Annotated in this window: 20 protein-coding genes and 1 riboswitch; of the genes, 5 read left to right on the forward strand and 15 right to left on the reverse strand. The window is 64.3% G+C overall.

From position 1 onward, the window contains the following. Positions 1 to 118: 118 nt before the first annotated feature. On the reverse strand, positions 119 to 4693 hold the full coding sequence (gene gltB / locus OJB03_RS09405) for a glutamate synthase large subunit (protein ID WP_263786765.1): 4575 nt from the start codon (positions 4691 to 4693) through the stop codon (positions 119 to 121). Between the two features lie 245 nt (positions 4694 to 4938). On the opposite strand from gltB, the gene OJB03_RS09410 reads away from it, so the two are divergent. The 3 genes from OJB03_RS09410 to OJB03_RS09420 all read left to right on the forward strand — a co-directional run bounded on the left by OJB03_RS09410 (position 4939) and on the right by OJB03_RS09420 (position 7861). After that, positions 4939 to 6579: an amidohydrolase gene (locus OJB03_RS09410; RefSeq protein WP_263786766.1), complete on the forward strand. Its 1641-nt coding sequence runs from the start codon at positions 4939 to 4941 to the stop codon at positions 6577 to 6579. A gap of 118 nt (positions 6580 to 6697) precedes the next feature. Beyond that, a complete protein-coding gene (gene moaC, locus OJB03_RS09415) occupies positions 6698 to 7210 on the forward strand; it encodes a cyclic pyranopterin monophosphate synthase MoaC (protein ID WP_263786768.1) in 513 nt (170 codons plus the stop codon). 48 nt (positions 7211 to 7258) lie between these two features. Further along, positions 7259 to 7861 (forward strand): hypothetical protein, encoded by a 603-nt coding sequence (locus tag OJB03_RS09420; protein WP_263786769.1) that lies wholly within the window; start codon positions 7259 to 7261, stop codon positions 7859 to 7861. A gap of 31 nt (positions 7862 to 7892) precedes the next feature. Here OJB03_RS09420 and OJB03_RS09425 read toward each other — a convergent pair whose 3' ends face one another. The 5 genes from OJB03_RS09425 to rpmE form a co-directional block, all read right to left on the reverse strand. After that, complete coding sequence (locus OJB03_RS09425) at positions 7893 to 8843, reverse strand: hypothetical protein (protein ID WP_263786770.1); 951 nt, start codon at positions 8841 to 8843, stop codon at positions 7893 to 7895. A gap of 19 nt (positions 8844 to 8862) precedes the next feature. Then, entirely contained in the window at positions 8863 to 9345 is a 483-nt protein-coding gene (locus OJB03_RS09430) for a hypothetical protein (RefSeq protein WP_263786771.1), read from the reverse strand. A gap of 77 nt (positions 9346 to 9422) precedes the next feature. Continuing rightward, the gene (locus tag OJB03_RS09435; RefSeq protein WP_263786772.1) at positions 9423 to 10211 is read right to left on the reverse strand and encodes a PspA/IM30 family protein; all 789 of its coding nucleotides are present in this window, start codon (positions 10209 to 10211) and stop codon (positions 9423 to 9425) included. A 66-nt stretch (positions 10212 to 10277) separates the two neighbouring features. Next, the gene (locus tag OJB03_RS09440) at positions 10278 to 11645 is read right to left on the reverse strand and encodes a thymidine phosphorylase (RefSeq protein WP_263786773.1); all 1368 of its coding nucleotides are present in this window, start codon (positions 11643 to 11645) and stop codon (positions 10278 to 10280) included. A 144-nt stretch (positions 11646 to 11789) separates the two neighbouring features. Next, positions 11790 to 12044 (reverse strand): 50S ribosomal protein L31, encoded by a 255-nt coding sequence (gene rpmE / locus OJB03_RS09445; protein ID WP_263786774.1) that lies wholly within the window; start codon positions 12042 to 12044, stop codon positions 11790 to 11792. 178 nt (positions 12045 to 12222) lie between these two features. Continuing rightward, a riboswitch (SAM riboswitch) is annotated at positions 12223 to 12341 on the forward strand. A gap of 96 nt (positions 12342 to 12437) precedes the next feature. Here rpmE and OJB03_RS09450 point away from each other — a divergent pair. Further along, positions 12438 to 13637 carry a trans-sulfuration enzyme family protein gene (locus OJB03_RS09450; protein WP_263786775.1) on the forward strand — a complete coding sequence of 400 codons (1200 nt, stop codon included), beginning with the start codon at positions 12438 to 12440 and terminating at the stop codon, positions 13635 to 13637. Positions 13638 to 13743: 106 nt separating this feature from the next. Here OJB03_RS09450 and uvrB read toward each other — a convergent pair whose 3' ends face one another. Next, positions 13744 to 15819 carry an excinuclease ABC subunit UvrB gene (gene uvrB / locus OJB03_RS09455; protein WP_263786776.1) on the reverse strand — a complete coding sequence of 692 codons (2076 nt, stop codon included), beginning with the start codon at positions 15817 to 15819 and terminating at the stop codon, positions 13744 to 13746. Between the two features lie 349 nt (positions 15820 to 16168). On the opposite strand from uvrB, the gene OJB03_RS09460 reads away from it, so the two are divergent. After that, complete coding sequence (locus OJB03_RS09460) at positions 16169 to 16543, forward strand: hypothetical protein (protein ID WP_263786777.1); 375 nt, start codon at positions 16169 to 16171, stop codon at positions 16541 to 16543. Between the two features lie 26 nt (positions 16544 to 16569). Here the strand turns inward: OJB03_RS09460 and OJB03_RS09465 are convergent, their stop codons facing one another. The 8 genes from OJB03_RS09465 to OJB03_RS09500 all read right to left on the reverse strand — a co-directional run bounded on the left by OJB03_RS09465 (position 16570) and on the right by OJB03_RS09500 (position 26170). Next, positions 16570 to 18411, reverse strand: coding sequence for an FG-GAP repeat domain-containing protein (locus OJB03_RS09465; RefSeq protein ID WP_263786778.1), 1842 nt, complete (start codon positions 18409 to 18411; stop codon positions 16570 to 16572). Positions 18412 to 18461: 50 nt separating this feature from the next. Next, entirely contained in the window at positions 18462 to 19535 is a 1074-nt protein-coding gene (locus OJB03_RS09470) for a YncE family protein (protein WP_263786779.1), read from the reverse strand. Positions 19536 to 19619: 84 nt separating this feature from the next. Continuing rightward, entirely contained in the window at positions 19620 to 22010 is a 2391-nt protein-coding gene (locus tag OJB03_RS09475) for a choice-of-anchor B family protein (protein WP_263786780.1), read from the reverse strand. 353 nt (positions 22011 to 22363) lie between these two features. Next, a complete protein-coding gene (gene accD, locus OJB03_RS09480; RefSeq protein ID WP_263786781.1) occupies positions 22364 to 23209 on the reverse strand; it encodes an acetyl-CoA carboxylase, carboxyltransferase subunit beta in 846 nt (281 codons plus the stop codon). Between the two features lie 112 nt (positions 23210 to 23321). After that, on the reverse strand, positions 23322 to 24023 hold the full coding sequence (tsaB, locus tag OJB03_RS09485; RefSeq protein ID WP_263786782.1) for a tRNA (adenosine(37)-N6)-threonylcarbamoyltransferase complex dimerization subunit type 1 TsaB: 702 nt from the start codon (positions 24021 to 24023) through the stop codon (positions 23322 to 23324). Between the two features lie 42 nt (positions 24024 to 24065). Beyond that, positions 24066 to 24830 carry a 3-oxoacyl-ACP reductase gene (locus OJB03_RS09490; RefSeq protein ID WP_263786783.1) on the reverse strand — a complete coding sequence of 255 codons (765 nt, stop codon included), beginning with the start codon at positions 24828 to 24830 and terminating at the stop codon, positions 24066 to 24068. A 209-nt stretch (positions 24831 to 25039) separates the two neighbouring features. Continuing rightward, positions 25040 to 25675, reverse strand: coding sequence for a DUF1684 domain-containing protein (locus OJB03_RS09495; RefSeq protein WP_263786784.1), 636 nt, complete (start codon positions 25673 to 25675; stop codon positions 25040 to 25042). A 3-nt stretch (positions 25676 to 25678) separates the two neighbouring features. Further along, positions 25679 to 26170 (reverse strand): DUF411 domain-containing protein, encoded by a 492-nt coding sequence (locus OJB03_RS09500; protein WP_263786785.1) that lies wholly within the window; start codon positions 26168 to 26170, stop codon positions 25679 to 25681. Between the last annotated feature and the right edge of the window lie 197 nt (positions 26171 to 26367).

A 26367-nucleotide genomic window follows, 5' to 3' on the forward strand; every position in this document is an offset into this window, starting at 1 on the left:
TGAGCGTAGGGGTAGAGAGCGTAGGGGCAGGGGGGCAGAGGATGCGCCGTTTCCGATGCGTATTGCGTGAGGGACGACGCGCAACGAACTTCTCCCTCACGCTTTCACGCTTCGCGAATCATGCAGCTACGGGAGCAGACGCCGACGGCGAAGACGGCACGGTGGGGCGGATGTCCTCTCCCCGTTCGAGACTCGCCTCCACCTGTCGGGCGAAGGCGTCGGGCATGACTTTGCGGAACCGGCCGACGTACTTCTCCCACTCGTTCAGCACGCGGGTCGCCTTGGCGCTGCCCGTGTGGTGAAGGTGGTGCTCCACGAGGCGACGAACGAGGCGGCGGTCCCGCTCACCGGACAGGGCCTCGACGCGCACCATCTCGCGATTGACCGTGTCCGCAAAGGTCCCGTCCTCGTCGAGCACGTACGCCTCCCCGCCACTCATGCCCGCCCCGAAGTTGCGGCCGGTGCCTCCAAGCACGACGACCACACCGCCGGTCATGTACTCGCACCCGTGGTCGCCCACCCCCTCCACGACCGCCTGTGCGCCGGAGTTGCGAACCGCGAAGCGCTCGCCGGCCTGGCCGTTGACGTAGGTCTCTCCCCGGGTTGCGCCGTAGAGGGCCACGTTGCCCAGGACGATGTTCTCGTCTGCCTCGAAGCCCGCTGTCTCTGGGGTGCGCAGAATAATCCGCCCCCCGGAAAGGCCCTTCCCGACGTAGTCGTTGGCCTCGCCCACGAGCCGAAGGGTGACCCCGGAGGCCAGAAATGCCCCGAAGCTCTGCCCGGCCACCCCCTCAACATCAACCTCGATGGTGCCGTCGGGGAGCCCGTCCGGCCCGTAGCGACCGGTCACCTCGGAACTGAGCATGGCCCCGACCGCCCGGTCCCAGTTGTGAATGTCGTGGGTTATCTGGACCGGGGCCTGCTGGTCGAGGGCCGGACGGGCCTCTTCAATAAGGGTATGGTCCAGCTTGTCGTCGAGCTTATGGTTCTGTTCCGTCGTCTTCCGCGGATCGTCGTCGCTGGCCGGACGGTGCAAAATCGACCCCAGATCCAGCCGACGGGCCTTCGGGTGGTCGGTGTTCCTCTGCCGCAACAGGTCGGTACGCCCCACCATCTCGTCGACGGTGCGCACCCCGAGGTCCGCCATGATCTCGCGGAGTTCTTCCGCCACAAAGTGCATGTAGCGCATCACGTGCTCGGGCTCGCCCACGAACTGCTCGCGCAACTCCGGGTCCTGCGTGGCGATGCCCACCGAGCAGGTGTTGCAATGACACTTCCGAAGCATGATGCATCCCAGACAGACGAGTGCCGCAGTGCCGAAGCCAAATTCCTCTCCGCCCAGCAACGCCGCCACCGCCACGTCCCGCCCGGTTTTGAGGCCGCCATCCACACGGAGACGGATGCGGGAGCGGAGGTTGTTTTCGAGGAGCACCTGCTGCGCCTCCGATACGCCCAACTCCCACGGGAGGCCCGCCGACTTGATGGAGGTCTTCGGCGACGCCCCCGTCCCGCCGGACTGGCCGCTGATGAGGAGGGCATCGGCCTTCGCCTTGGACACGCCCGCGGCGATGACTCCGATGCCGGCCGCTGCCACGAGCTTCACGTGCACGTCGGCCGCCGAATTGACACTTTTGAGGTCGTGGATGAGCTGTGCGAGGTCCTCAATCGAGTAGATGTCGTGGTGGGGCGGCGGCGAAATAAGCGACACCCCCGGGGTCGTGTAGCGCGTCTCGGCGATGAGCTCGTTTACCTTCTCCCCCGGCAGGTGTCCACCCTCCCCGGGCTTCGAGCCCTGCGCCATCTTGATTTCGATGTCGTCGGCGTGTTGGAGGTAGGTGCTCGTCACCCCGAAGCGCCCACTGGCCACCTGTTTGATCGCACATTCGCGTTCGGTGCCGAAGCGGTCGACCTGCTCGCCGCCCTCGCCGGTGCTGGCCCGCCCGCCAATCCGGTTCATCGCGACGGCGAGCGTCTCGTGGGCCTCCGGGCTGAGGGAGCCAAACGACATGGAAGCCGTGAAGAAGCGCTGGACAATGGACGCGGCAGACTCCACCTCGGCACGCGGGATGGCCGCGTCGGGCGCGGCGTCAAACGCAAGCAAGCCCCGCAGCGTCTGGTGCTGGGTCGACTGCTCGTTGATCAGCGCGGCAAACTCATCGTACGCCGCGCGGTCGTCCTGCCGCACCGCGTGCTGGAGCGTGCCAATCGTTTGTGGGCTCCACTGATGATGCTCCCCGTCCCGTCGCCAGTAGAGCTCCCCACCGCTCTCCAGGTCCGTCGCGCCCGGCAGGGACTCCTCAAACGCGCTCTCATGACGATCGCGCAGATCGGCCTCCAATTCGTCGAGGCCCGCCCCTTCAATTCGCGAGGGGGTGCCGAAGAAGTACGCCTCCACAAATTCCGAGTCGAGGCCAACCGCTTCGAAGACCTGCGCCCCCTTGTAGCTCTCGAGGGTGGAGATGCCCATCTTGGCCATCACCTTGAGAAGGCCCTGTTCGAGAGCCCCAACGTATCGCTCGACGGCCGTCTCCGCGTCGGGCACCGCGTCGCTGCGCCCCGCCCAGTCGCGCACAGTGGCGTAGGCCAGATAGGGGTGCACGGCGTCGGCCCCGTAGCCCAAGAGCGTGCAGACGTGGTGCACCGCGCAGGGCTGCCCACTGTCGACCACGAGCGCCGCGTGCGTCCGGCGGCCCGCCCGGATCAGATCATGGTGCACGGCCCCCACGGCAAGAAGACTCGGGATCGGAAGCCGGTCCGGCCCCGTTGCTCGGTCCGACAGGTGGAGAATTTCGTCGCCCGCCGCCACGGCCTGGCGCGCGTCCCGGCAAATTCGCTCAACGGCGGCCTCCAGGCTCATCTCCTCCCCGAATGTCGTGTCGATCGTCGTCGACCGGATGCCATTCGTGTCGACGTGGCGGAGCGCGTCCAGCTCCGCGTCACTGAGGATGGGCGAATCCAGGTGCACCTGCCGGCAGTGCTCCGGCCCCTCCGTGAGCAAATTCCCCTTGCGCCCGACGTGGCTTTCGAGCGAGGTGATTAGCTCCTCACGAATGTAGTCGAGGGGCGGATTTGAGACCTGCGCGAACAGTTGCTTGAAGTAGGTGAAGAGGGTTTTGCTCTGGTCCGAGAGAACGGCGGGCGGCGTGTCGTTGCCCATCGCACCCACCGGATCCTTGCCGTCCTCTCCCATCGGCTGCACGAGCCGCCGGACGTGCTCCCGCGTGTAGCCGAAGGCCTGCTGCTGCCTAGGGAGGGCCTCCGCCTCTCCGTTCAAGGAGGACAGGCCCTCCGGCCCGGGGGCATCGCCCGAGGGTGCACCGGCGGACACGAGCGTGCGGAGCCGCACGCGGGACTCGTCGAGCCACCGTTTGTATTTTTCGTCGGTCAGTTGGTCAAACACTTCCTCCTCCGGCACGATGCGCTCCGCCGCCGCGTCGGCAAGGAAGAGCTGGCCGGGTTGTAGCCGGTCCTTTCGGGCCACCCGTTCGGGCGGCACGTCCACCACGCCTGCTTCGCTGGCCATTATGAGCTGGTCGTCGTGGGTGACCCAGTAGCGACACGGCCGCAGGCCGTTGCGGTCGAGCACCGCCCCGACACTGTCCCCGTCGGTAAAAGCCGCGAGGAGCGGCCCGTCCCATGGCTCGATGAGGGTCGAATGGTACTCGTACCAGGCCCGCCGGGCCGGACTCATCCGGGCATCCTTGGTCCAAGCCTCCGGGATGAGCATCCGCAGGGCGTGCGGCAGCGAGCGACCGCTCTCTACGAGCAGCTCCAACACGTTGTCGAGCACCGCCGTGTCGCTCTGCGCCGCCGTGGTGATGGGCCGGATCCGCTCCAGATCCTCCCCGAAGGCGTCGGTGTGCAGGTCTGCCTCCCGGGCCCGCATCCAGTTGAGGTTGCCACGGAGCGTGTTGACCTCCCCATTGTGGACGACGGTGCGGTAGGGATGAGCGAGGCGCCACGCGCCCAGCGTGTTCGTGGAGAAGCGGGAGTGGACGAGAGCCAGGGTCGATCGTACCCGATCGTCGGCCAGTTCCGGGTAGTAACTAGCAACCTGCGCGTTGGTGAGGAGCCCCTTGTAGACCACCCTGCGCCGGTCCAATGAACATACGTAGAACGTCTCGCTGTCTTCGAGGTCGCTGTCCGCCACCGCCGATTCGAGAAGACGACGAAGGACGTACAGCCGGGCGTCGAGAGTCTCGGGAGAAAGCGACGCGGTGGGCCGGATGAAGAGTTGCCACACGTCGGGCTCCGTGGCGCGGGCCGTGGGGCCGAGGTCCGAGGCGTCGGTCGGCACAGAGCGCCACGCAACAGATTCAAAGCCCTCGGCTTGTACCTGTTGATCGATAAAATCGCGGAGCGCCGATTGGACGTGCTCGTCGGTCGGGAGAAAAAACTGGCCGACCCCGTAGGAGTCTACGTCGTTGAGACTCGGGACAACATCTTGATAGAACGCGTGCGGCTTCTGAATCAGGATGCCTGCCCCGTCGCCCGTGTTCTCTTCGGCGCCGCGCGCGCCACGGTGATCGAGGCGGCGAAGCAGCCCGAGTGCCTCGTCAACCATTGTGTGGCTCTTCGTGCCGTTCAGGTCCATAAGGACCCCGACGCCACAGTTGGATCGTTCTCGCCGGGGTCCTAGTGCCGGGCGGTCTGGGGATTGCACGAGGGATGGGGGTGGGAGGGAGTGGCCCATATTCGTGTCGCGGGTCGTGCCGCAATGGAAACTATTTATTCGGACCGGTCAGACGTCTGGAACGGCCTTTTTTTCATAATCCGTGTAAAGGGACCCGTTATATGAGTGAAAGCCCTGTGAGTATCAAATGGTGATTTTGTGCAAAGCGCTTTCAGTCACTGGTTCTTTACGAAAAGCGCTTCTACAGAATCACTTATTCTCGACCTACTGTCTTTTTGTACCTTCTACTGCTTACTTCTTCTTAGATGCCATCCTCCGAGCTCCTAATTACGAATGCCCGCGTGCACCCCGTCAACGACGCTCGTGACGAGCCCGTCCCTGCCACGGCCCTAGCCGTCCGCGACGGCCGTATTGCCGCGGTTGGCTCATCCGCGGAGGCGTCGGCGGCCGTTCCGGGCGCCCGGCGCATGGACGCCGGCGGGCGGACCATCGTGCCGGGCTTCATCGACGCACACGCCCACCTGCAAGAGTTGGGACTGGCCCTCCGACGTGCCGACCTTACGGATGCCTCGTCCCCGGACGCGGTCGTCGAACAGCTCCGGTCATTCGTCGCCGACCACGACCACCCTCCCGACGCGTGGCTGCGGGGCCACGGGTGGGACCAGACCGAGTGGACGCCCGCTCGCCTTCCTTCTCGTAGCGCCCTGGATGCCGCGTTCCCGGAGCGTCCCGTCTGGCTCACGCGTACGGATGTCCATGCCGGCTGGGCCAACACGGCCGCTCTAGAAGCCACCGTGGGCCTGAACCGCCTCCATGAGATGAGCGACCCCGACGGCGGGCACATTCACCGCGACGGCACTGGTGTCCCCACGGGAGTGCTGGTCGATGCCGCGATGACCCTCGTTGAAGACCATATTCCGCCCCCTAGTGAGGCACAACAGGAACGTGCCCTCTCCGCCGCCCTCCGCCAGACTGCCCGGCGCGGCATCACGAGCCTACACGACGCAGGGCTGGGGCTCTCTACCCTGCGACGAGTCCAGCGCTTTCTGGAGGAGGGGCGGTTCCCACTCCGGCTGTACGCCATGATCGACGGGCGCGGGGACACGCTCGAGCATTTCTGTGACCGCGGCCCACTGCATCACCCATCCGGACGCCTCGACGTGGAGTCGGTCAAGTTCTTCGCCGACGGCGCGCTCGGCAGCCGGGGCGCCGCCCTGCTCGAAGACTACGCCGACGCGTCGGGCAACCGCGGATTCCTACTCCACGAAGACGACGCGTTTCGGGAACACGTGCGGGTAGCCCATGAGTGCGGGTTTCAGGTAAACACCCACGCCATTGGCGACCGCGCCAACCGACAGGTACTGGACGCCTACGAAGACGTCGCCCGGAAGAGTCCCCACCCGCTCCGTCGGCCACGGATCGAGCACGCTCAGATTGTGGCCCCCGAGGACCGATCTCGCTTTGGCCGCCTCGGTGTGATCGCCTCCGTACAACCGGCATTCGCGCCGAGCGACCACGATTGGGCCCCGGCGCGTCTCGGCCCGGACCGGATCACAGACGCCTACGCGTGGCGAAGCCTGCAGGATGCGGGCGCCCGCCTCGCGTTCGGGTCCGACGCACCGGTCGAGCCTCCCGACCCGATTCGGGGCTTCCACGCCGCCGTCACGCGCCAGGACGCGGACGGTGCGCCCGACGGGGGCTGGCAGCCCAACGAGCGGCTGGCCCGCGCTACAGCCCTCCACGCCCACACTTGGGGCGCCGCCTACGCTGCGTTTCAGGAGGACGAGATCGGATCCATATCCGCAGGCAAACGCGCCGACTTCGTGGTACTCTCTCAAGACCTCATGACGGTGCCTGCTGACCGTCTTCTGGACACGGAGGTCGTGGCGACGTATCTGGGGGGCACTCCGGTGCACACGACGCCCGACTGGCCGGATGCACACTAATCATCCCCCGTCCCGCGTTTTGAAACCAACGGGCCCCCTCCCGATTCGAACGGACGGAGTTTTCTCGCCGAGTCCCGCCCCACGTGTACGTATTCATTTCGCTTTTGCCGATTGACCTATGGCCGATCCTTCTACACTCACCCACCCCGATCCCGAAGGAGGCGTCCGCATGATGGACGCGTCCCAGAAGTCGGACTCCGCCCGCACCGCCGTCGCCGTCGGACGGGTTCATCTGGGAGAGGAGGCATTCCGGCGCGTCCGGGACCACGACATCGAGAAGGGCGATGTCCTGACGACCGCCCAGATCGCCGGCATCATGGGGGCGAAGCAAACCGACAAGCTTATCCCCCTCTGCCACGACGTCACCATCAACGGCGTGGAGGTCGACTTCACGTTCAACGAGGACGAACAGGCCATCGACGTCCGGGCCTTTGCCAAGTCCTTCGGCGTGACAGGGGTCGAGATGGAGGCGCTTACGGCAGTCTCGGTGGCCTCCCTCACGATCTACGACATGTGCAAGTCGGTCACCAAAAACATCCGCATCGGCGACGTGCACCTGCGCGCCAAGACCGGAGGACAGAGCGGGAACTGGAAGAGCAAGTCCAAGGACACGTCCCCCGCTGAGTCCTAGCGCTGGCGCCTCCTGACTCCGATTTCCCGCTCTCCAACCGGTCACTCCATGTCTTCCGACGATTCCGATGCCCCGCTCAACCGCGTGGCCCGCTTCACGTCTTTCGCCACGGTGGGGACCCTGGGCCTCACGCAGGACCTGACCCACGCCGTGATTGAGAGCATCGGCGATATGGAAGGGGCCGACCCGGAGCTCGTGGCCGAGGAGACGCTCTGCCTCATCGCTACGGCCACCGCACGGGCCGCCGAGATCGGGCTCGAGGAGGAGCCCGACCGGGCCCCAACCATTATCGAAACGCTCCTCGATCTCCCCTTCACGTACCGGAACTACCTCCTTGGGAAGGCGATGGTGGCCGAAGAGCGCCCGGAGCTCTCAGAAGTGGCCGAGGAGGTTCGCGCCCGTCTCGAGGAGAAGCGCGCCTTTTACACGACTCATTTGCCGGGCGGCCAATTTCCGGGGCCGCACGCGCTCGGGGACAAGATGGAGCTGTGGATGGGGCGTGTAAGCCCCCCAAAACTTCCAGAAACCCCTCAGGAACGACTGGACGCGCTCGGCCTGGTAGACCCGACGGTGGCCCACCTCAAACTCGTGCTCGCGTACGGGCGTCGGGGCGTGCCGCCCCTCGGGTCCGCAGCCGAGTCGTCCGAGTGAGGCCGCCCGCGGGGCCTTCTCCCTTAGGAAACTACTCTCGGACTCGGGACTGAGACGACCGCTCCTGGGTCTTATCCTCGAGGTCAGACACGGACCCGTCATCGCCGTCGGGCACATCGAGAGCCCCCTCCGTGGCCGCGTCCAACTCTGCGTCGAGCGCATCTAGGTCTTCCGCCATCTCGTCGTCGAGATAGTCGGTGGGAGCGGCGAATACGTCTTCGATCTCACGGATGGAGCTTTGGGTCTCCTCCACCTCCTGCAGCAGGGTGTCGAGCTGTGTCGTCACCTCTTCCGGGTTTTGCAGTGTCCAGGACTGCTCGTGGATGTACCGCACCACGTCCTCGATGGTGCTAAGCTGCGCGCCAATGATCTCCAGGTTTTCGTGGGCCTTGCGGAAGCGTGCCAGCCGGCGCTCCAACACCTTCAGCCGGCGTTGCTTGACGGCCCGCACCCGTTCGGCGTCGTCGGCCATGTCTTTCTTCAGCGCGTCGATGGACTCGAGAATTTGCGCCTCCGTGGCGCTGTCCATGAAGTCCCGGTACCGCTCCCGCTGGTGAAGCAGGTCGAGGTACGAGTCCAGAAGGCCGTCGATCTTTTCGACGTGGCTCCCCAAGATGCCCTGGGAGGCGTAGCTGAGCTTCTGGTAGTTTGCCTGGATTTGCTCCTTGAGCTTCCGAAGCTTGGCGTAGCGACGCTGGCTCTGATTGCGGAGCTGGCTGAAAATCTCGCGCTGGGACGGCGCCTGGTGTTGTTCGGACCGCTTCTCGGCGCGGATGTACCGCTGAAACCGGTCGTGCCGCGGCATCACCCCTAGGTAGAGGAGCTCCGCTCCGCCCCCCAGCAGGAGGAGGAGTTCGGGAAGCCAGGCGGGGAAGATGCCGACCAGCCCGAGGCCCGCCGCCACAGCCACGACCGTGATCAAAAACACCAGATTCCAGGTGTTGAAGAGGGCCTCTTTCGTGTAATTGATGTCGTCGTCCATGACAATGGGATTATTCGGGCTACGAAGCGTCGTCGGCGTGGAGGTCGCCCATGCGGCCAATGGTCTTGTCGGGCCCCTCCGGATGCGGATCGTCCGCCTCCGCTGCCTCTTCTGCCCCCGAATCAGACGATTCGTTGGTACCAGGCGCCGCACCCGGACGGGCAGACGTCTCCGCCTCTTCCGCCTTCATCCGACGGATGAGCTGCTCGGCGCGCTCGTCACGAAGGGCCTCTTCGGCCTCGCGGAGCTCCGCATCCTCCCCCCACTCGTCGTCGAGGGCCACCTCGAAGCGGGCCTCCCGCTCCGCAACCGCCCCTCGCAACCGGTCCACGAGCGACTCGGTCTCGGCCAGCAGGCGCCGGGCGCCCTGCTTCATGCGCCGCACGACTCCCTGCACCTCGCCCCGCTGCTTCAACTGTTCAAGGGTCGTCTGGAGCCGTTTTTTGGCCCGCAGGTGCCGCTTTTCGGTCTCCTTCAGCCGCTGGAATTCTTCGTCGGTCATGGCTCTATCGGACGGCGGATTGTGCATGCTGAGCGAAGGCATCCAGGCTCGTCATTCAATCGTCGGCCCAGGACGGACTACTCTGACTTGTTGCGCTGCTTGCCGATGGTCTTCGACGGCTCTTCAATCTCTTCGTCCTCCGGTAGGTCGATCGTCTCCTCCTCCATGGACTCCTGGTCCAGCGTCTCCCCTCCTTCGGCCATGCCCATATCGGCCTTGAACTCATCGACGACCTGCTGGGCCCGCAGCTCCTCGGCGTCTTCCTCAATCTGCATGGCTTCGGTGTCCACCGAGTCGAGGGCCATTTCCATGCGGGCCTCGTTTTTGGCGGACTCTTCGTCCAGACGCCGGACCATCCCATCGTGGGTCTGGTCCAGCCCCGACACCTCGAACTGCTCCATTGTATCGGCAATCTCGGCCTGCCACTGCGCCCGCTCGTGCTGGCGGAGGGCGTTTTTCGCCTCTTGAATCTTCTGCTCTTTCTCGCGCATGAAGGCCTTCTTGACCTTGAGGGCTTTCTCGTAGGCCCGCTCGGCGCCCTTGAGCTGCTCCTCCGTCCGCTCTAGGCTTTCTTTCTGGTCCTCCAGTCGCTTTGCGTACTTTTTGGCAATGTCTTCGCGGTCGGACTTGAGGGCGGTCTTGATGCGGTTGGAGAGCTGCTCGACCCGGTCTTTCGTCTTCTCGACCTCCTTCTCGAGCATGATCTTGTTCGCCTTCACCGTGGCGATGTTTTCGTTCATCTCCGGGACTTGATCGTTGAGCTCCCGGATGTTTTGTTCGAGAATCGTCCGCGGATCCTCCATCGCCGAAACGGCGCCGCCGAAGAGCGACTTTACTGCGCGCTTGAATCGGGACCAAATAGACATAGCAGGGGGGTCGGTGTCGAAGGGCCGGATGAATACAGTTCATATACTTTGCACGGAAGCGGATTGTTACACCTCGCCCGCAGTGCCCTCCGACAGATGGGTCCAGCCTTGAGCGTCATAGCGGGCCTTCAGGGAAGGGGCGGCGGATGGGGGTGTGTCCGAGAAGGTGTAGGCACTGCGCACGGCGGCCCGAACGGCCCCCAGGTCGGGGCTCCCACCGGCGTGAAGCCGGGCGAGCACGTCCCCCCCGTCGACCCGATCCCCCGGCTTCTTGAGCTGGGTCAGGCCCGCAACCGGATCGACCGGTGCCTCTTTCGTTTGGCGTCCGGCCCCGAGTTCCACGGCCGCCTGCCCGATCGAGAGGGCGTCGAGATCCGCGACGTATCCTCCCGCCTCGGGCGGCGCAGTCACCTTGGCCACCGGTGCGCCATCGGGCCGCGTGTCTGGATCGTCGACGACCGCCGGGGCCCCGTCCTGTGCCTCAACGAGGGCCCGGAACTGGCCCAGGGCCCGTCCGCTCTCGATTGCCTCTCGGGCCCGTACGCGGCCCTCCGCCGGCGTCTCCGCCTGTCCGCCCAGAGCAATCATCTCACCCGCCAGCCCACGCACGATTTGCATGAGGGGCGATTCCGCCTGCTCGCCACGGAGACAGGCGATTGCCTCTCGGATCTCCGGCCAGTTGCCTACGGCCCGGCCCAGCGGCACGTCCATGTTCGTCATGACCGCCACGACGGGCGTGTCGTGTTCGGCGCCGATGGCGACCAGGGTCTCGGCCAGCGTTCGCGCGTCGGCGTCGGTCTTCATGAAGGCCCCACGCCCGCACTTCACGTCGAGCACGAGTGCGTCGTTGCCCTCCGCGAGCTTCTTGCTCATGATGGACGCCGCGATGAGGGGAATCGAGTCAACGGTTGCCGTGACGTCCCGGAGCGCGTAGATCTTCTTATCGGCGGGGGCCACCTCGCCGGTCTGTCCGGCGATGACCCCGCCCACATTCCCCACTTGCCGCCGATACTGCTCGACGCCCAGGTCCGTACGGAACCCGGGAATGGATTCGAGCTTGTCGATGGTGCCGCCGGTGTGGCCGAGCCCGCGCCCGCTGAGTTTGGCCACCGGCACGCCGCAGCTGGCGACGAGGGGCACAAGGATCGGCGACACCTTGTCTCCCACCCCGCCGGTCGAGTGCTTGCCCACCTTGGTGCCCGGCACTGAGGAGAGGTCGATGTGGGTGCCCGAGTGCAGCATCGCGTCGGTCAGAGCAGCCGCCTCCGCGGGGGAGAGGCCGTTGAGGTACGCCGCCATCAGAAATGCGCTCATCTGATAGTCCGGTACCTCCCCGTTGGTGTAGCCGTTGATGAGTGCCGCCACGTCGTCGTTCGACAGGGCATCGCCGTCGCGCTTGGCCGCGATGAGGGAAACGGGGTTGACACTACTCATGCAACGTGGGTGCGATTGTGGGGAGACAAGGGGAAGGGAGGTATGCCCGGATCTGACCGCCGCAACGCCGAGCATCCCCCTCGAAAACGAAAAGGCCACCCGTTCGCACAGGTGACCTTCACTCTTCGAAATGGGGATGGGGGCCTATTCGTCGGCAGCGTCCTCCGTCTCCTCATCCTCCCCCTCCTCGTCATCGTTGAGCCCGTACCGGCGATTGAACTTCTCGACGCGGCCGGCGGTGTCGACGAACTGACGACGGCCCGTGTAGAAGGGGTGGTTCGTCGAGTCGACTTCGGTCTCGTACGAGTCGGTCTCCATCGTGGACCGGGTCGTGATTTCAGTGCCATCCGCGAGTTGGATGGTCACTTCGCTGTACTCGGGGTGCAGATCGTTTTGCATAATGGGGCCGTCGGTGGACTCACTCGGTCAGTCGGGAATTATTGTCGACATTGATGCACGGCATCGTTCCCCAAAAGTTTCGGGGACGCATCGCCCGTGCGTGAAGAACGGGCGAGAGCCCTATGCCCTGGCGCATTGCCCGCTTGAAAACCCGCACCCCGCTCCTTAGACTATTATCGTCTCATCGAGAACGACTGAGGGAACAGGCCCGATGACGTCGTGGCAACCGGACTCCTCTTCGCGAGGGGTCGCCCTGGTGCCAACTCCTGCCCCGCCCCACGCGGGGACAGATGAGAGGGTTGCTTCAAGCACGCGAACGTGCGTCCTTGAGGTCCTCTGTCGCCGTTTCGGTGAGGCCACCACGCTTCTTCACTCACCGAGACGACTTTTCCCATGGATCTGGACCCGGAAACCACACTCTCCCTCGCTGGGCAGGACCTCGACGACACGTTTAATAGCGTCATACCTCCCCTCTACCAGTCGGCCATCTTTCAGTTCGAAGATGTCGGCGAGACGAAGGGGTACGACTATACCCGCAGCGGCAATCCGACGCGGGCGGCCCTGGAGGATACGCTGTCCGACCTCGACAGCGGGGCCGGCGCTGTGGCCTGCGCGACCGGCATGGCCGCCGTGTCGACCGTCACATCGCTCTTCGACGCCGGTGCACACCTAATCTGTGCGCACGACTGCTACGGCGGCACGGAGCGCCTCTTTTCTTGTCTCGGCGACCAGGACAAACTTTCCGTCTCGTACGAGGATCTCTCGGATCGCGACGCCCTGGCCGACGCCGTGCGGCCCGAAACGGAGGCCTTGTGGGTGGAGACACCTTCAAATCCCCTCCTCCGCATCGTCGACCTGGAGGCCCTTTCCACATTTGCCGACGCGCACGACCTGCTCCTCATCGTCGACAACACCTTTCTCTCCCCACTCCTGCAACGGCCCATCGACTACGGGGCCGATCTCGTGGTGTACTCGACGACGAAGTATCTGAACGGCCACTCCGACGTGGTCGGCGGCGCCATCATTGCCCGCACAGAGGCCCTGGCCAACAAAGTCGACTTCATGGCCAATGCGCACGGCACCGTTGCCGCACCGTTCGACAGTTGGCTTGTCCTCCGCGGGGCCAAGACCCTCCCGGTTCGGATGCGTCAGCACGAAACCAACGCACGGGCCATCGCGCACTTCTTGGACGAGCATCCGGCCGTGCAGCACGTCTGCTATCCCGGCCTCCACGACCATCCCGGCCACGAGATTGCACGTGCGCAGCAAAACGGCTACGGCGGCATGGTCTCCTTCTTCGTCGATGACGCGCAAGTGGACGTCGAAGAGCTGCTCCGCGCGACTGAGGTCTTTGCCCTGGCCGAATCTCTGGGGGGCGTCGAGTCGCTCATCGAGCACCCGGCCACCATGAGCCACGCCTCCATGGCCCCGGAGCAGCGGGACGAGGCGGGCATTACGGACAGCCTCATCCGTCTCTCCGTCGGCATCGAGTCGACCGACGACCTGCGGGCGGACCTGAGTCGGGCCCTGACGGCGGCGAGCACCGAGGCGTCAGCAACGGAGCACGACGCACCCGTCTCCACGGAGGCCTGAGCCTCCGGGCCCTGAGGGCCTGCTGAGAGGGTACGGCCACAGTTGCGGTCAGGGGAATTGGGAGCGCGCGGCCTCCGGCCTCCCCACCGGTCCACTCCCCGACCGTCTACTCTCCATTCTCGGCGAGCTCCTCCTCCAGCTCTTCGATGCTGTCTCGGAGCTCCGCGGCCCGCTCGAACTCCAGGTTCTCGGCGGCCTCTTCCATTTCCTCCCGCATCTGGTCGATGAGATCCCCCTTCTGGTCCTCCGAGAGGTACTCGACCACCGGGTCGGCCACCTCGCTAGAGAGTTGATCCGGGCTGCCATAGTGGTGGCGGGAGCCGGACTCTTCTCCCTCACTCTTCTCGTCGGCGATCGCCGTGCCCATCTTAATCTCGTCGGGCGACTTGCGGATCGGCTCCGGCGTCACGTCGTGCTTCTCGTTGTACTCGAGCTGCCGCTCGCGGCGCCGCTCCGTTTCGTCGATCATCTTCTGCATCGCCTCCGTGATTTCGTCGGCATAGAGAATCACCTCTCCATTCACGTTGCGGGCGGCGCGACCGGCCGTCTGGATCAGCGAGGTCTCCGACCGCAGAAAACCCTGCTGATCGGCGTCGAGGATGGCCACGAGCGACACCTCGGGTAGGTCCAGCCCCTCCCGCAGGAGATTTACGCCCACGAGAACGTCGTACTCCCCGAGGCGCAGCCCGCGGATGATGTCAACCCGCTCGAGGGCATCGATGTCGGAGTGCATCCAGCGGACGTCCACCCCGTAGCTGTCCAGGTAGTCGGCCAGATCCTCCGTCATCCGCTTCGTAAGGGTCGTCACGAGCACCCGCTCGTCCTTCTCGGCGCGTTTGCGAATCTCCTCCATCAGGTCGTCCACCTGATTGCCGGTCGGCCGGACGTCGACCTCGGGGTCGGGAATGCCGGTGGGGCGCACCACCTGCTCCACGAAGACGCCGCCGCTCTGCTCCAACTCGTAGTCGGCCGGGGTGGCGCTCATGTAGATGGTCTGCGGCGTCAATTCTTCGAACTCCTCAAACGTGAGGGGCCGGTTGTCGAGGGCCGACGGGAGGCGAAAGCCGTGCTCTACCAGCTTCAGCTTGCGCTGCCGGTCGCCGTTGTACATGGCGCGCACCTGTGGAATCGTGACGTGGCTCTCATCCACCACCAGCATGAAGTCGTCGGGGAAGTAGTCGAGCAGGCAGTAGGGACGCTCGCCCGGCTCGCGGCCCGTCAAGTGCCGGGAATAGTTTTCAATGCCCGAGCAGTAGCCGACCTCCTGCATCATCTCGATGTCGAACATGGTCCGCTGCTCCAGGCGCTGGGCCTCTACCATCTTGCCCTCCTCCCGTAGCACCGCCAGCCGCCAGCGCAGCTCCTCCTTGATGTCGTCGATGGCCTGCTCCAGACGATCTTCCGGGGTCACAAAGATCTGTGCCGGATACAGCGTAAACTGGTCCACCTCCTCCAGCTCACGCCCGCTCTCTGGCTCGAACAGGGCCAGGCGGTCGATCTCGTCGCCCCAGAATTCGATTCGGAGGGCGAGCTCTTCGCGGTAGGCCGGGAAGATGTCCACCACATCCCCACGGACCCGAAAGGTCCCGGGGGTGAATTCAATGTCGTTGCGCTCGTAGAACAGGTCAATAAAGCGCCGCAGCAGGTCATTGCGCTCCACTTCCAGTCCCCGTTTCAGAGGCAAAATCTCTTTCCGAAATTCCGCCGGCGAACCGAGCCCGTAGATGCAGGACACGCTCGCCACCACAATAACGTCGTCCCGCCCACTGATAAGTTCGGAGGTAGCCCGGAGCCGTAGCCGCTCGATGCGGTCGTTGATGGCCACGTCCTTCTCGATGTAGGTGTCGTTGGGGACGATGTACGACTCCGGCTGGTAGTAGTCGTAGTACGAGATGAAGTACTCGACCGCGTTGTCGGGAAAAAACTGCTTCAGTTCCCCGTAGAGCTGGGCCGCCAGGGTTTTGTTGTGGCTCATGACGAGGGTCGGTTTGTTCACCTCCTCAATCGCATTCGCCACGGTAAAGGTCTTGCCTGTTCCAGTGGCCCCAAGCAGCGTCTGGTGCGCATCGCCCCTCCCTATCCCATCCACCAGCTCCTGAATCGCCTGGGGCTGGTCGCCCATGGGCTCGAAGTCCGACTCGAGCTGAAACTGATCCGTCCGGTCGTTCAGGACCTCCGTCATGTCCGCAGAGCGGTTGTGTGCAGGGAAACTGTAGAAAAGCTTGAATCCGCTCGCATCTGTTGGGTTTTGACCGAACCACCAGAAATTGCACCGACGTCATTGTCCACGTTGCGCCTGCCCCGGAGCCCCCACAGGTTTGGGCGATTCAACAGAGGGTTGCCGTACATTCCAGAACTTGTCGCCGAATCTTGACCGGTTTCTGACAAAGATGTGTGAGCGTGCCCCTATTTTGGAAGCGGTTCCAGATTATAAAGGATCTCACTTCCATTTTCCATCGGTCTGAGTCGGTAGGTCGGCGCACATCCGCATGCCCGTCCGCACGCAGCGTACTCCCTACGCTCTCTCCAACATGCCTACATCCACGGTGTCCTCTCAGTCTGACGAGGCGTCCCCCGATTCTGGTGACTCATTTTCGTCCGCCAAACTTCCCCTCGACCACCCTGCATCGAGTCTCGAGGAAGCGGTTGAAGAGCTGCGGCGTCGACCCGAAGATGAACTGCGACGAGCCCGGAAGCACCACCAGCGTGCTCTCAAGGCCCTTCAAAACGGGGCGTACGAGGCCCTCTCGGAGGAGACGCGCGGACGCCTTACGAATCAGTTCCGCTCCGGCCTGCACGCCCTGAACCAGGCACTGGACGAGGTGGAAGCGTCCAACGGCTCGGACGAAGGCCCCTCTTCGTCTTCGTCCACTTCACTTGGAGACGTGCTGACGGGACTATGGTAGTCGCCAAATAGGGACTCGCCACGCCCCTATTCCGTCACGGACTGGGGCTGAAAGAGAACAAGTCCGCCGCGGGTGCCCCCCACGACGAGGTCTGTCACGCCATTTCCGTCCAGGTCTCCCCAGGCAGGCGTAGCGTTCTGGGGAATGCCGTCGAGATCAATCGAGGTGGGGGAGCCGAACTTTGGTGCATCAGCTGTTCCCTCGTTGCGGGCCAGGAGCAGTCCCGCCTCCGTCCCAATGATCAGGTCCAGTGTCCCGTCGCCGGTCACGTCGTGGAGGGTGGGGGCGGCCCGTCCATCCACCTCAGCGAGGGTCCGCCCCTCTGAGACAAAGTTGGGGGACGCCTCGGATCCCGTGTTGCGGTGGAGCGTGACGTCGCCGCTTGCGGTTCCCAGTACGAGATCCAGGGCGTCGTTGCCCGTCACGTCTCCCAGGGCCGGCACCAGATTGTTTCCGCCCGACAGGTCGCTCAAGGCCTTGTCCACCGCACTGAATGTGCCGTCGCCCTGGTTTTCGTGGTAGGAGAGGGTTCCCTGCCAGGTCCCAAGGACGAGATCATCGGTCCCGTCGCCGTTCAGGTCACCGAGAGCCGGAGCGTAGCGGTACGCCTCCGGCAGATCAAGTGCCGGTCGTTTTCGGAGGCGACTACTGCCACCGTCACCGGTGGGCGTCAACGGATACACCAGGGAGGTCGCCCCCTGCGTCGGGTCAATTTTGTTTGCCACGAGCACGTCGGTTTGCCCATCGCCCTGAATGTCCCCAAGCGCCACGGTGCTTTCACTTCCCACATCGAGCCCCCCGGCAAACTGGCGCGTCCGGAGCTGATATCCATCCGCCGTGTGTTCGTAGAAATAGAAATTGTCCGCGAGGCTACTGTTGGAATCATTTGCCCCCCCGAGGACCCCGACAAACAAGTCCGGGCGTCCGTTGCCCGACCAGTCGGTAAGGGCGGGGGCGTTGTACCCACTGGTCAGGAGCGGATTCGACGATGGAAAGCGTTCCGGCTCGCCGCTGAGAACGGGATTTCCGCCCCCCCCCGTGTTCTCGATCAGGAGAAGTCCGGGCTCGAAAAAGTCGCCCCAGAACAAGTCGGAGTCGCCGTCGCCGTCCAGGTCCGCAAAGGTGAGGGTATTGGCCCCGTGGAGCGACGGCCCCTTCTGGCCCGTCCCGCCAACAATCTTAATCCCTTCAAATTCGTCCGCTGCGTGGGCGAACTGGGGCATGCCCTCCGCCGTCTTGCTGACCGACTCGTAGTGCGTGATGGTTCCGTCGAGCCGCCCCAGGAAGAGGTCCATCTGGCCGTCGCAGCCGAGATCTGTGACGTTTGGGATGTTTTGGCGATCCGAGAAGATGGGCTCCCCCTCCACCGTCCGCAGCGTGTCGGCGTAAAGCTCAAATTTCGGCGCCGTGGCCGAGCCGACATTCCGGTAGGCACGGAGGTGGCTGTACGGCTCCTCCGTCAACAGATCGGGCACCCCGTCCTGGTCAAGGTCCGCAAACCGGTACCATTCGCCGATGTCCAGGTCCCGGTAGTGATCCGTGCGCCACACGAGACGCGACGAGTCCCCTTCGGTGACGTGCTCAAAAAACGCGAGCTGGCCGGGACGCTCCTGGACGAAGAGGTCCGAGTCCTTGTCCCCGTCAATGTCCACAAACTGCGGGCGCGGCGCGTTGAAGCCGCCGTAGAACGGGTTTGAGATGACGGCACCGTCGGCGTTGATCACCTCAACGGACGGAGCCACCACGCGCTGGTAGTCGTCCGGAAACGAGGCCGATGAGGCGTCCGACGACACCGATTGCGAGGACCCGGCACAGCCCGCCAGGAGGATTCCGACGAGACCGACGACAAAGGCACAAGTACGCGGCATCAAGACTACAGGGCTGTCACGTCAGCGGAGCGAGTGGACGCGCTCACCCGCTAGGAGCCGGTGGGCTGTGCTCCGCCAAAGGTGCCAACGCCAGTGGGGTAGGTCCCCACCTCGATCACCTTCACAATCTCGTTGGTTTGCGTGTCGATCACCGTCACCGTTCCGGCTTCGGGGTTGTCTCCACGGGGCTCGTAGGTGCCCTCTCGGTTGTTGTTCGACACGAAGAGATGCCGCCCATCAGCCGAAAGGACCGTGCCGTGGGGCTGAGCGAGGCCGTCGCCCCGAATGGTAGCCTGTACCGACGCGTTGTCAACATCCACCACACTGATGGAGTGCGATGTCTTGTTCGGGACGTATGCCAGTCCGCTTTGCCGACCGATGACGGGGTGCCACGGCTGATTCCCCACCATCAAGGTGTCGGTCACGGACAGAGCCGGGGCCTCGCTGGCGTCGAACACGAGGAGCTGTCCTGTCTTCTGTCCCCCGGCAATAAGGGTCGACCCATCGGCCGTCGCCGCAAATTGGACTGGGGTCTGGGTCGTCCCGTCCAGTCGGGTCAACTGCGTTTCACGGGTGTCGGTGTTGATGCCCATCAGCTGGTTGGTGCCCAGGCTCGCGATGAAGGCATGCTCGCCGTTCGGCGTCACGGCCAGGGGGTGGGGACGCGGAAAAAACGTCCCGACCCGCTCCATGATCTCCATGTTAGACCGTTGGATCATGCCTAGACTCTTCGGCGGGTTCACGGCGCTCATCGAACGGCCCGCGTACAGGACATCCTTCGATGGGTCAAGGGCCAGCAGTCCTGGCACCTCGAAGTTATCGAGGCGGCCGACGACCTCGTTTTGCCGATTCATCTTGAGAATCGTGTTCGCCCCAATTAGGCTCACGTACCAGTGGCTTCCATCGGGCTCGGCCACGACGTGGTGCGGCTTTGCGTTCTCCGAGAAGCCACGTTCTTTGAGGTCGACGGTCGTCTCGACGGCCATCGACTCCATGTCAATCACCGAGACGGTGGCCTCTCCCTGGTTGCACACGTATAGCTTCGAACTCGAGGCCTGCCCCCATGCTGGAAGGGTGGCACACAGGAGCATGCCGACGATCAAAACCGAAAGGAAACGACGCATGATGGCACGTAAGGCTATTGGTTCCGAAGAATCAACCCAGTGGGGCCACGCAGACTCCGTCTCCGCGGCCCCCAATACCCTACTCTACAGTTCCTGCTGCGATTCTTCCAGCACGAACAGCCCCTCACCAATGCTCGACACGATGATAATGCCGCTCTCGAAGTACGGGTAGTTGCTCCAGGAGCCCTGGAAGCCCGTCCCGTTGTCGTCGTAGGGCTGCGTGTCGAAGTGGGCCACCTCTTCCGGGTTCTCCCGGTTGCTAATGTCGAGGATGCGCAGTCCGCTCTTGTAGTTGGACTGGTACATCGTGGAGCCGTCTACATACAGGTTGTGATCAATGGACTCGTTCGGCAGCATGAGCTGGTTGACCAGCTTGGGGTTGTCAAGGTCCTTCATGTCCCACACCAGGGTGCGCGTGTGGTCTGCCTTGCCCTGCGCCTCGTCCAGTTCATCGTTCTGGTAGAAGTAGCGCTGCTGCTCGTCGAACCAACCCTGGTGGACGTAGCCGTAGTCCGGGTACGAGGCCGTGGAGATGGCCGAAGTGCTGTCCTTGTTTGTGACGTCCGCAACGCTGATGGCCGTCTCGTTGGAGCCGACGCAGATCTCGCGGCCCTGATACTCGGGATCCGGTCCTTCGTAGACGACACACTGAGCATCGTGGCTGTAGCCGGTGCCGGAGCGGCCCGTGGAGGGGTCGGAGAAGCAGCCCTCAAAGGAGGGATTGACCGGGTCCTGAATATTGATCATGTGGAGTCCGCCACCACAGGTCTTCCCACCGCCGCTGCTGCCCACGGCGTAGGCGTACCCGGTCTGCTCGTTGATGACCACATTGTGGACGCTATTGACCTGGTCGTAGAGAGCGTCGTGGTCGAAGGTCATGGGCATCTCGCCAGCATCCACATCGCGGAGACGGGTCAAGTCGAAGACCTGCATGCCATGGTCTCCGGCGTTATCCGCTACCACAAACGCGTGGTTGTCGTAGACCTTGATGTCCCGCCAGGAGTTGACACGCGCCCCCTCCGTGAGCGGAAGCTCACCAATGTACTGCGGGTTCGTAGGATCGCTCACATCCACAAAGGCCGTCCCGTCGGTGCGGCCCACGAGGGCGTACTCCGTTCCCGTCTCCGGGTCGGTCCAGCCCCAGATGTCGTTCAGGTTGATTCCACGCTCGCCCCCGATGGACTGAATCGGGAGGAAAGACTTCATGTCGACGCCCTCACAGGAGAACTGGGCGACGCTACCGTCCGCACAGTCTCGCTCCTCGCCCGTCATGGCACTGAGGGCCTGACCCGTCGAAGGAGCAATGGGGGTTGTCCGGGTCCACTCACCAGACGCGATGGAGTAGAGTCCCATCGTGCCGGCTCCGTGGTCGTCCCCCGGCAGCCCCGTCGCGAGCACGTCCTTGTTGCCCGCGAGCGTAGCCCCCAGCCCATTTCCGGATTCCGTCTCCGGGTGTGTGATCCGCGTAGCGCCGGTCCAGGAGCCGTCACTGTGACCGTAGCGGTAGAGGGCGCCGCTCCGATCCGTCGCGCCCGGTGCTCCCACCCAGAGGTCTGTGCCGTTGTAGGCAAAGGCCGCTCCGAAGAGATGACGGGACGCACCATCAAACGGAAGGAGCCGTCCGTCGACGGACCAACTCTCCGCCTCCGCGTCGAATGAGAGGGTGTAGGCCAGTCCTGTGGCGTCGTAGGCCCGCGGGGCCCCGACGAGGACCTGATCGCCGGCGGCCTCGATCGCCGTTCCAAATCGGGCGTTACTGCTCAACTCTCCAGGCGTGACCGTCTGGAGCTCCGTCCAGCCGTCATCGCCCTGATGGAAGGCCACGACAGCCCCCCCGTTGTGCTGCGGCGCCGTGGCGAGCAGGTGATCACCGGACGTGAGCAGGGCACTCGCGAACCCTGCGTCCGCCCCGACCTCTTCGCTTCGGAGTGTCTCGGTTTCCTGCCAGGTCCCATCCTGCTGTTCGAAGACGTGGACGGCACCGGTCGTCAGCGTGTCTTCCTCCATCATTGACACAGTCGAGGAGGTACCCACGAAAAGCCGGTCCCCGTCCAGCACCACACTCTGCCCGAACTCCGCGGTGCTGTCGGCCACCGTCAGGCGAGCGCTCTGGGTCCATCCGTTCGCGCTTGACTCAAACACGTAGGCGGCGTTGGCCGACGGGGCGCCCACGACGACTTGGTCGCCCGCGGCGTCGAGTGCCGAGCCAAAGCTGTCTCCGACCTCGCCGTCGGTCGCTTCAAAGTAGGCGGCTTCCGTCCAGCCGTCCATTTCGTCTTCGTAGACGTACACCCGACCAGGGGTGTGGATATTCTGCGACTCCCCGACGAAGACCCGATCGTCTTCTACATCGAGGGCACGGCTGAAGCCGTTCATCTGCGCGGCCGAACCGGTGGGTGTTGTCTGGGCCGAGGCGGGCAGGCCCCAGACCACGAGACAAAGTGCGAGGCTGAGAAAGAGCGATATTCGTTTCATGAGGATCGGGATGCGTGTCCGCGAGGATTACGAAGCGAGAGTCAAGACAAAGCGACATTCCATGATAGCCATCTCTGCCGATGGGGTTTCAGGGGGTCCGTCGTGTGTTTTTTAAACTTTCGTAATGGGGCAGCAGAAGATACAGGAATCTACTTCTTTCCGACCACATGGGACGTTCGGCCCACTAACGCGGCCATGTCTATCGCCGGAGAGAGGCCTCAGAGCAGAAGTCGGTTGGGTCTTTCTTCGTGGCAGGGAAATGCTGTTCCACAACACAAAAGGAGCCAGCAATGAAGTGTCGGCCTCTAAGAGCGGAGACTGGCATTGACATGGAGAGGGAGTGAAGGATCTGCCTACTCCATCAGGAGGTTGAGCAGCCGGACAATGCGGCGGCGGAGGCGGCGCCGGTCCACAATCATGTCGACGAACCCGTGCTCCTGCAAAAACTCCGACTTCTGGAACCCCTCCGGCAGGTCGGACCCAATGGTCTCACGGATCACGCGCGGCCCAGCGAATCCGATCAGCGCGTCCGGCTCGGCAATGTGGATGTCCCCGAGCATCGCGAAGGAGGCCGTGACGCCCCCCGTGGTCGGGTGCGTCAAGATGGAGATGAACGGCAGTCCTGCCTCGTCGAGCCGGGTGAGGTGCGCACTCGTCTTGGCCATCTGCATGAGACTGAGGGCCCCCTCCATCATGCGAGCCCCGCCGCTCTGAGCAATGGTGATAAGCGGCATGCCTTCCGTGTAGGCCCGCTTGATCGCCCGGGCCACAGTTTCTCCGACGACCGACCCCATCGACCCTCCGATGAAGCTAAAGTCCATCCCCGCCATCGACACGGGGTGCCCTCCGATGGAGCCGGTGGCGGCCTGGACGGCCTCGTTTTGTCCCGTCTCCTCCACGGCGCTCTCCAGCCGCTGGCTGTAGGGCTTTCGGTCTTCGAAGTTGAGTGCGTCCACGGAGCGGAGGTCCGTGTCGTGCAGGTCGTAGTCCCCCTCGTCGAATAGAAAGCCGAAGTACTGGTGGCTGTCCATCCCGAAGTGGTATCCCGAGCCGGGAAAGACGAGCAAGTTTTCCTCCAGCTCGCGCCGGTTGGTAATTTCGCCGGTCTCCGGGCACTTCACCCACTGTCCCTCCGGCATTTCATTTTGCTCTTCGCGGGTGGTACGGATGCCGGCCTTCTCGCGCCGAAACCAGGGCATATCGGAGGGAAGTGACGAGTACGGGAAATCATGTGCGAACCAGTGGGCGCCCAGCTCAGGGCTTCGTTCTGTCGGAAAATCAGAAACGGCACCCGCAAAGTCCAAACGAAACTCAGTCGAAGGGGGACGGTGCTGGGGTAGCGTGCACGTCTTTCACGTACAACGGTTCGACCGTCGCCACATCGTCGGGGCCGTGTGCCTCAAGCCGCTGGCGGCCACACCGGGCCACCCAGCCCGCCGACGGCGGCGTCGTGTCGGCGGGGAGCACGGTGCTGGCAGACGTTCCACCGAGGGCGGCCTGGCTTTTCGGCGCCCCGTCCCCAACGAGCCACAGCCGCCCGTCCACCGTTCCCACCCAGCCGGGCAGATCGTCCACTGGAAGCGCCGTCGTAGACGCGTGCTGGTCCATTCCGTCCGTCGTTCGCCGGTACGCCCCGGCGTACACCTCGTCCCGACGGGCGTCGAGCAGCGCGCACACTACGTCTCCGGGCGCAGCGACCGGACGCAGCTGGGCAGCGTACGCCTCCAGCGTCGGCACCCCGACGAACGCCGCGTCGGCGGCCAGGGCCCACCCCTTCGCCGTGCTCACCCCGATGCGGAGCCCCGTGTACGACCCCGGCCCCATCGACGCGGCCACGGCGTCCAGGGCCCCCGTCGCCACGCCGGCGTGGCCGAGCAGGTCCTCAACCAGCGGGGTCAGGCGCTCGGCATGGACGCGAGGACGGTGTAGATGAGCTTCCGCAACCACCGTATCGTCGTCCAGGACGGCCGCGCCGCAGGTGGAAGTCGCGGTTTCGAGGGCGAGAAGGATCACAGTCGCAAGACGAAGCTGAGCAAGACACGATTCAGACGAGGGTTACCGCATCACGAGACCGCCGTCCACGATTAGGTTCTGCCCCGTGACGGCCCGGGCCCAGGGGGAGGCGAAGAAGAGCACCGCGTCGGCCACTTCCTCCGGGGTCGTTACCGTGCCACGGGGAGTGTTCTGCCGAATGGCGTCGAACACCGCGTCCGACGAGGCCGCGCTGGCATCCGTCTCGTCGAGCAGACCGCCCGACACTAGGTTGACCGTGATGTCCTCCGCGCCGAGCTCACCCGCCATGTTGCGCGTGAACCCGAGGAGGGCCGCCTTGCCGGTGGTGTAGTCGTGGTACGGGACCGCCGGATCCTGCACGAGGTTGGAACTGATGCCCACGAAGCGCCCCTCCCCCGCCGCCCGCATCTCAGGAAGGCACGCCTGGAGCAGGTGCAGCGCCCCTTTCACCGACCCATCCAGCTGCGTCTGATAGTCGTCCCAGTTGATGGTGTCGGCGGTCTCCCGGTTTGCCGCGTCGAACTGGTAGTCGATCAGTGCATTGTGGACGGCGGTCGTAACGGGCGCCCCGAAGTGATCCGCGGCGGCGTCAACCATCGCCTGCACGGCGTCTGGGTCGCGCACATCGGCCTGCACGGGCAGGGCCCGATCGCCAATGTCGGCGGCGACGGCCTCGGCCTGGTCGGGGCTCTGGTAGTAGTTAACCACCACGCGGGCTCCCTCTCGCCCGAAGGCGCGGGCAATGGCGGCGCCGAGCCCCCGGCTGGCTCCGGTGATGACAACAACTTGCGAGTCGAGATCACGCATGAGAAACTGGCTTCTTGATACGAACAGAGACGGTGAAGCCAGACGGTACGTCGCCCATGTACGGGCCCCCGGACGGTGCCGAGGCGCTTCCTGCGCCGGTGCAAACCGGATCAGGTTCGAAGGGTGTGTCTCAGCCCGTGCTCGACGAGCAACGGGTACCCCTGGCCATGATCGCAAGGTATTTGCCTCAACCTGCAGATGCAATTCGTCTATCCCCCGAAGGTAGGCTTCTTCTCGCCGGCCACCAGGGGCACGGCAATTCGATTCTTTGGGGGCGGAAGCGGACACGCGAAGTCCGGGTTGTAGGCGCAGGTGGGGTTGTACGCTCGGTTAAAGTCCACCACGACCGAATCTGAATCCGTCGACGTCAGATCTACGTAGCGCCCCCCTTTGTACGTGGCGTGTCGATTCGTGGAGTCGGCAAACGGAATCCATAGCCGTCCGCGGGGCGTGTCGCCCTCGCCCCGAAATACGACGAACTCTTCCGGTCCCTCCGGAAGCGGCACGGTCACCTCTCCCACTCGCTGCTGGGGCCGCAGAGCGCCCGTGCTCTCGGGGATCATGACCGTGTCGGGCGTCTCAAACCGCCGGAGCGGCACCGTATACCGGTAGGCCGGGTCGACCTCGTAGAAGTTGAGTCCGCGGAACGCCTCCCGGCGGCCGGGGGGCAGCACGCTCTCCTTCTCCCGCATCTGCATGTCCCGCTGCACGCGGTCCTGCATGACGACCTGCTTGTAGTCTTCCGACGATGGGCTCGTCCCGCAGGCCAGAACGAGCCCGGTCACGGACAACAGAAGAAGAACCCGAGCGCACATCATCCGGGAGCGCAAACGTGGAAGAGACATGGCCTACTGTCCGTACTGGGCAAACACCGTGGTCTCGCCCGACGGCGTGAACGTAACGACCTCGTGCGGGTCCACCCGTCCCCCCCGCTCCATGCCCGGAGACCCCACGGGCATGCCCGGCACGCTGAGGCCCCGTACATCCGGCTGTTCCCGGAGAAGTTGTTTCACGTCCTGCGCCGGCACGTGTCCCTCAACCACATAATTCCCCACCACGGACGTGTGGCAGGCCGCGAGCGACGAGGGCAGCCCCACCTGCTTCTTCACCGGCTTCATGCGCAGCTTCGACTGTACCTCAACCTCAAAGCCCTGGTCTTTCATGTGGGTGACCCACTCCGAACAGCACTGACACGAGGGACTCTTGTACACTGTCACCGTCGGCAAGCCCGCCGACGCCGACGGGCCAAACTGCAGATAGCCCCCCACGCCCAGCGCGGCGAGGACAATGCCAATCCCGAAAGCCTTGAGGTGGGTCTGGTACGACGCGAGCGAAGCCATGGCGGTGAAGGTACAGTCTGCAGGAAACAGGCAACTCCAAAAACCCAGCCCCCAGATCCGTGTTTCGCGATGGGCCTCTCCCCTTTCGAGACACGCGCAGCCGCAAGAGCCAGTGCCTACTCAGATTGGCCGTTCGAAGGCAGGAGCCGAGGCTCTTTTCGTCTCAGGTCTCATCTTGACTCCTCCCGTTCTTTTTC

It is taken from the genome of Salinibacter grassmerensis, assembly GCF_947077765.1.
GTDB lineage: Bacteria > Bacteroidota > Rhodothermia > Rhodothermales > Salinibacteraceae > Salinibacter > Salinibacter grassmerensis.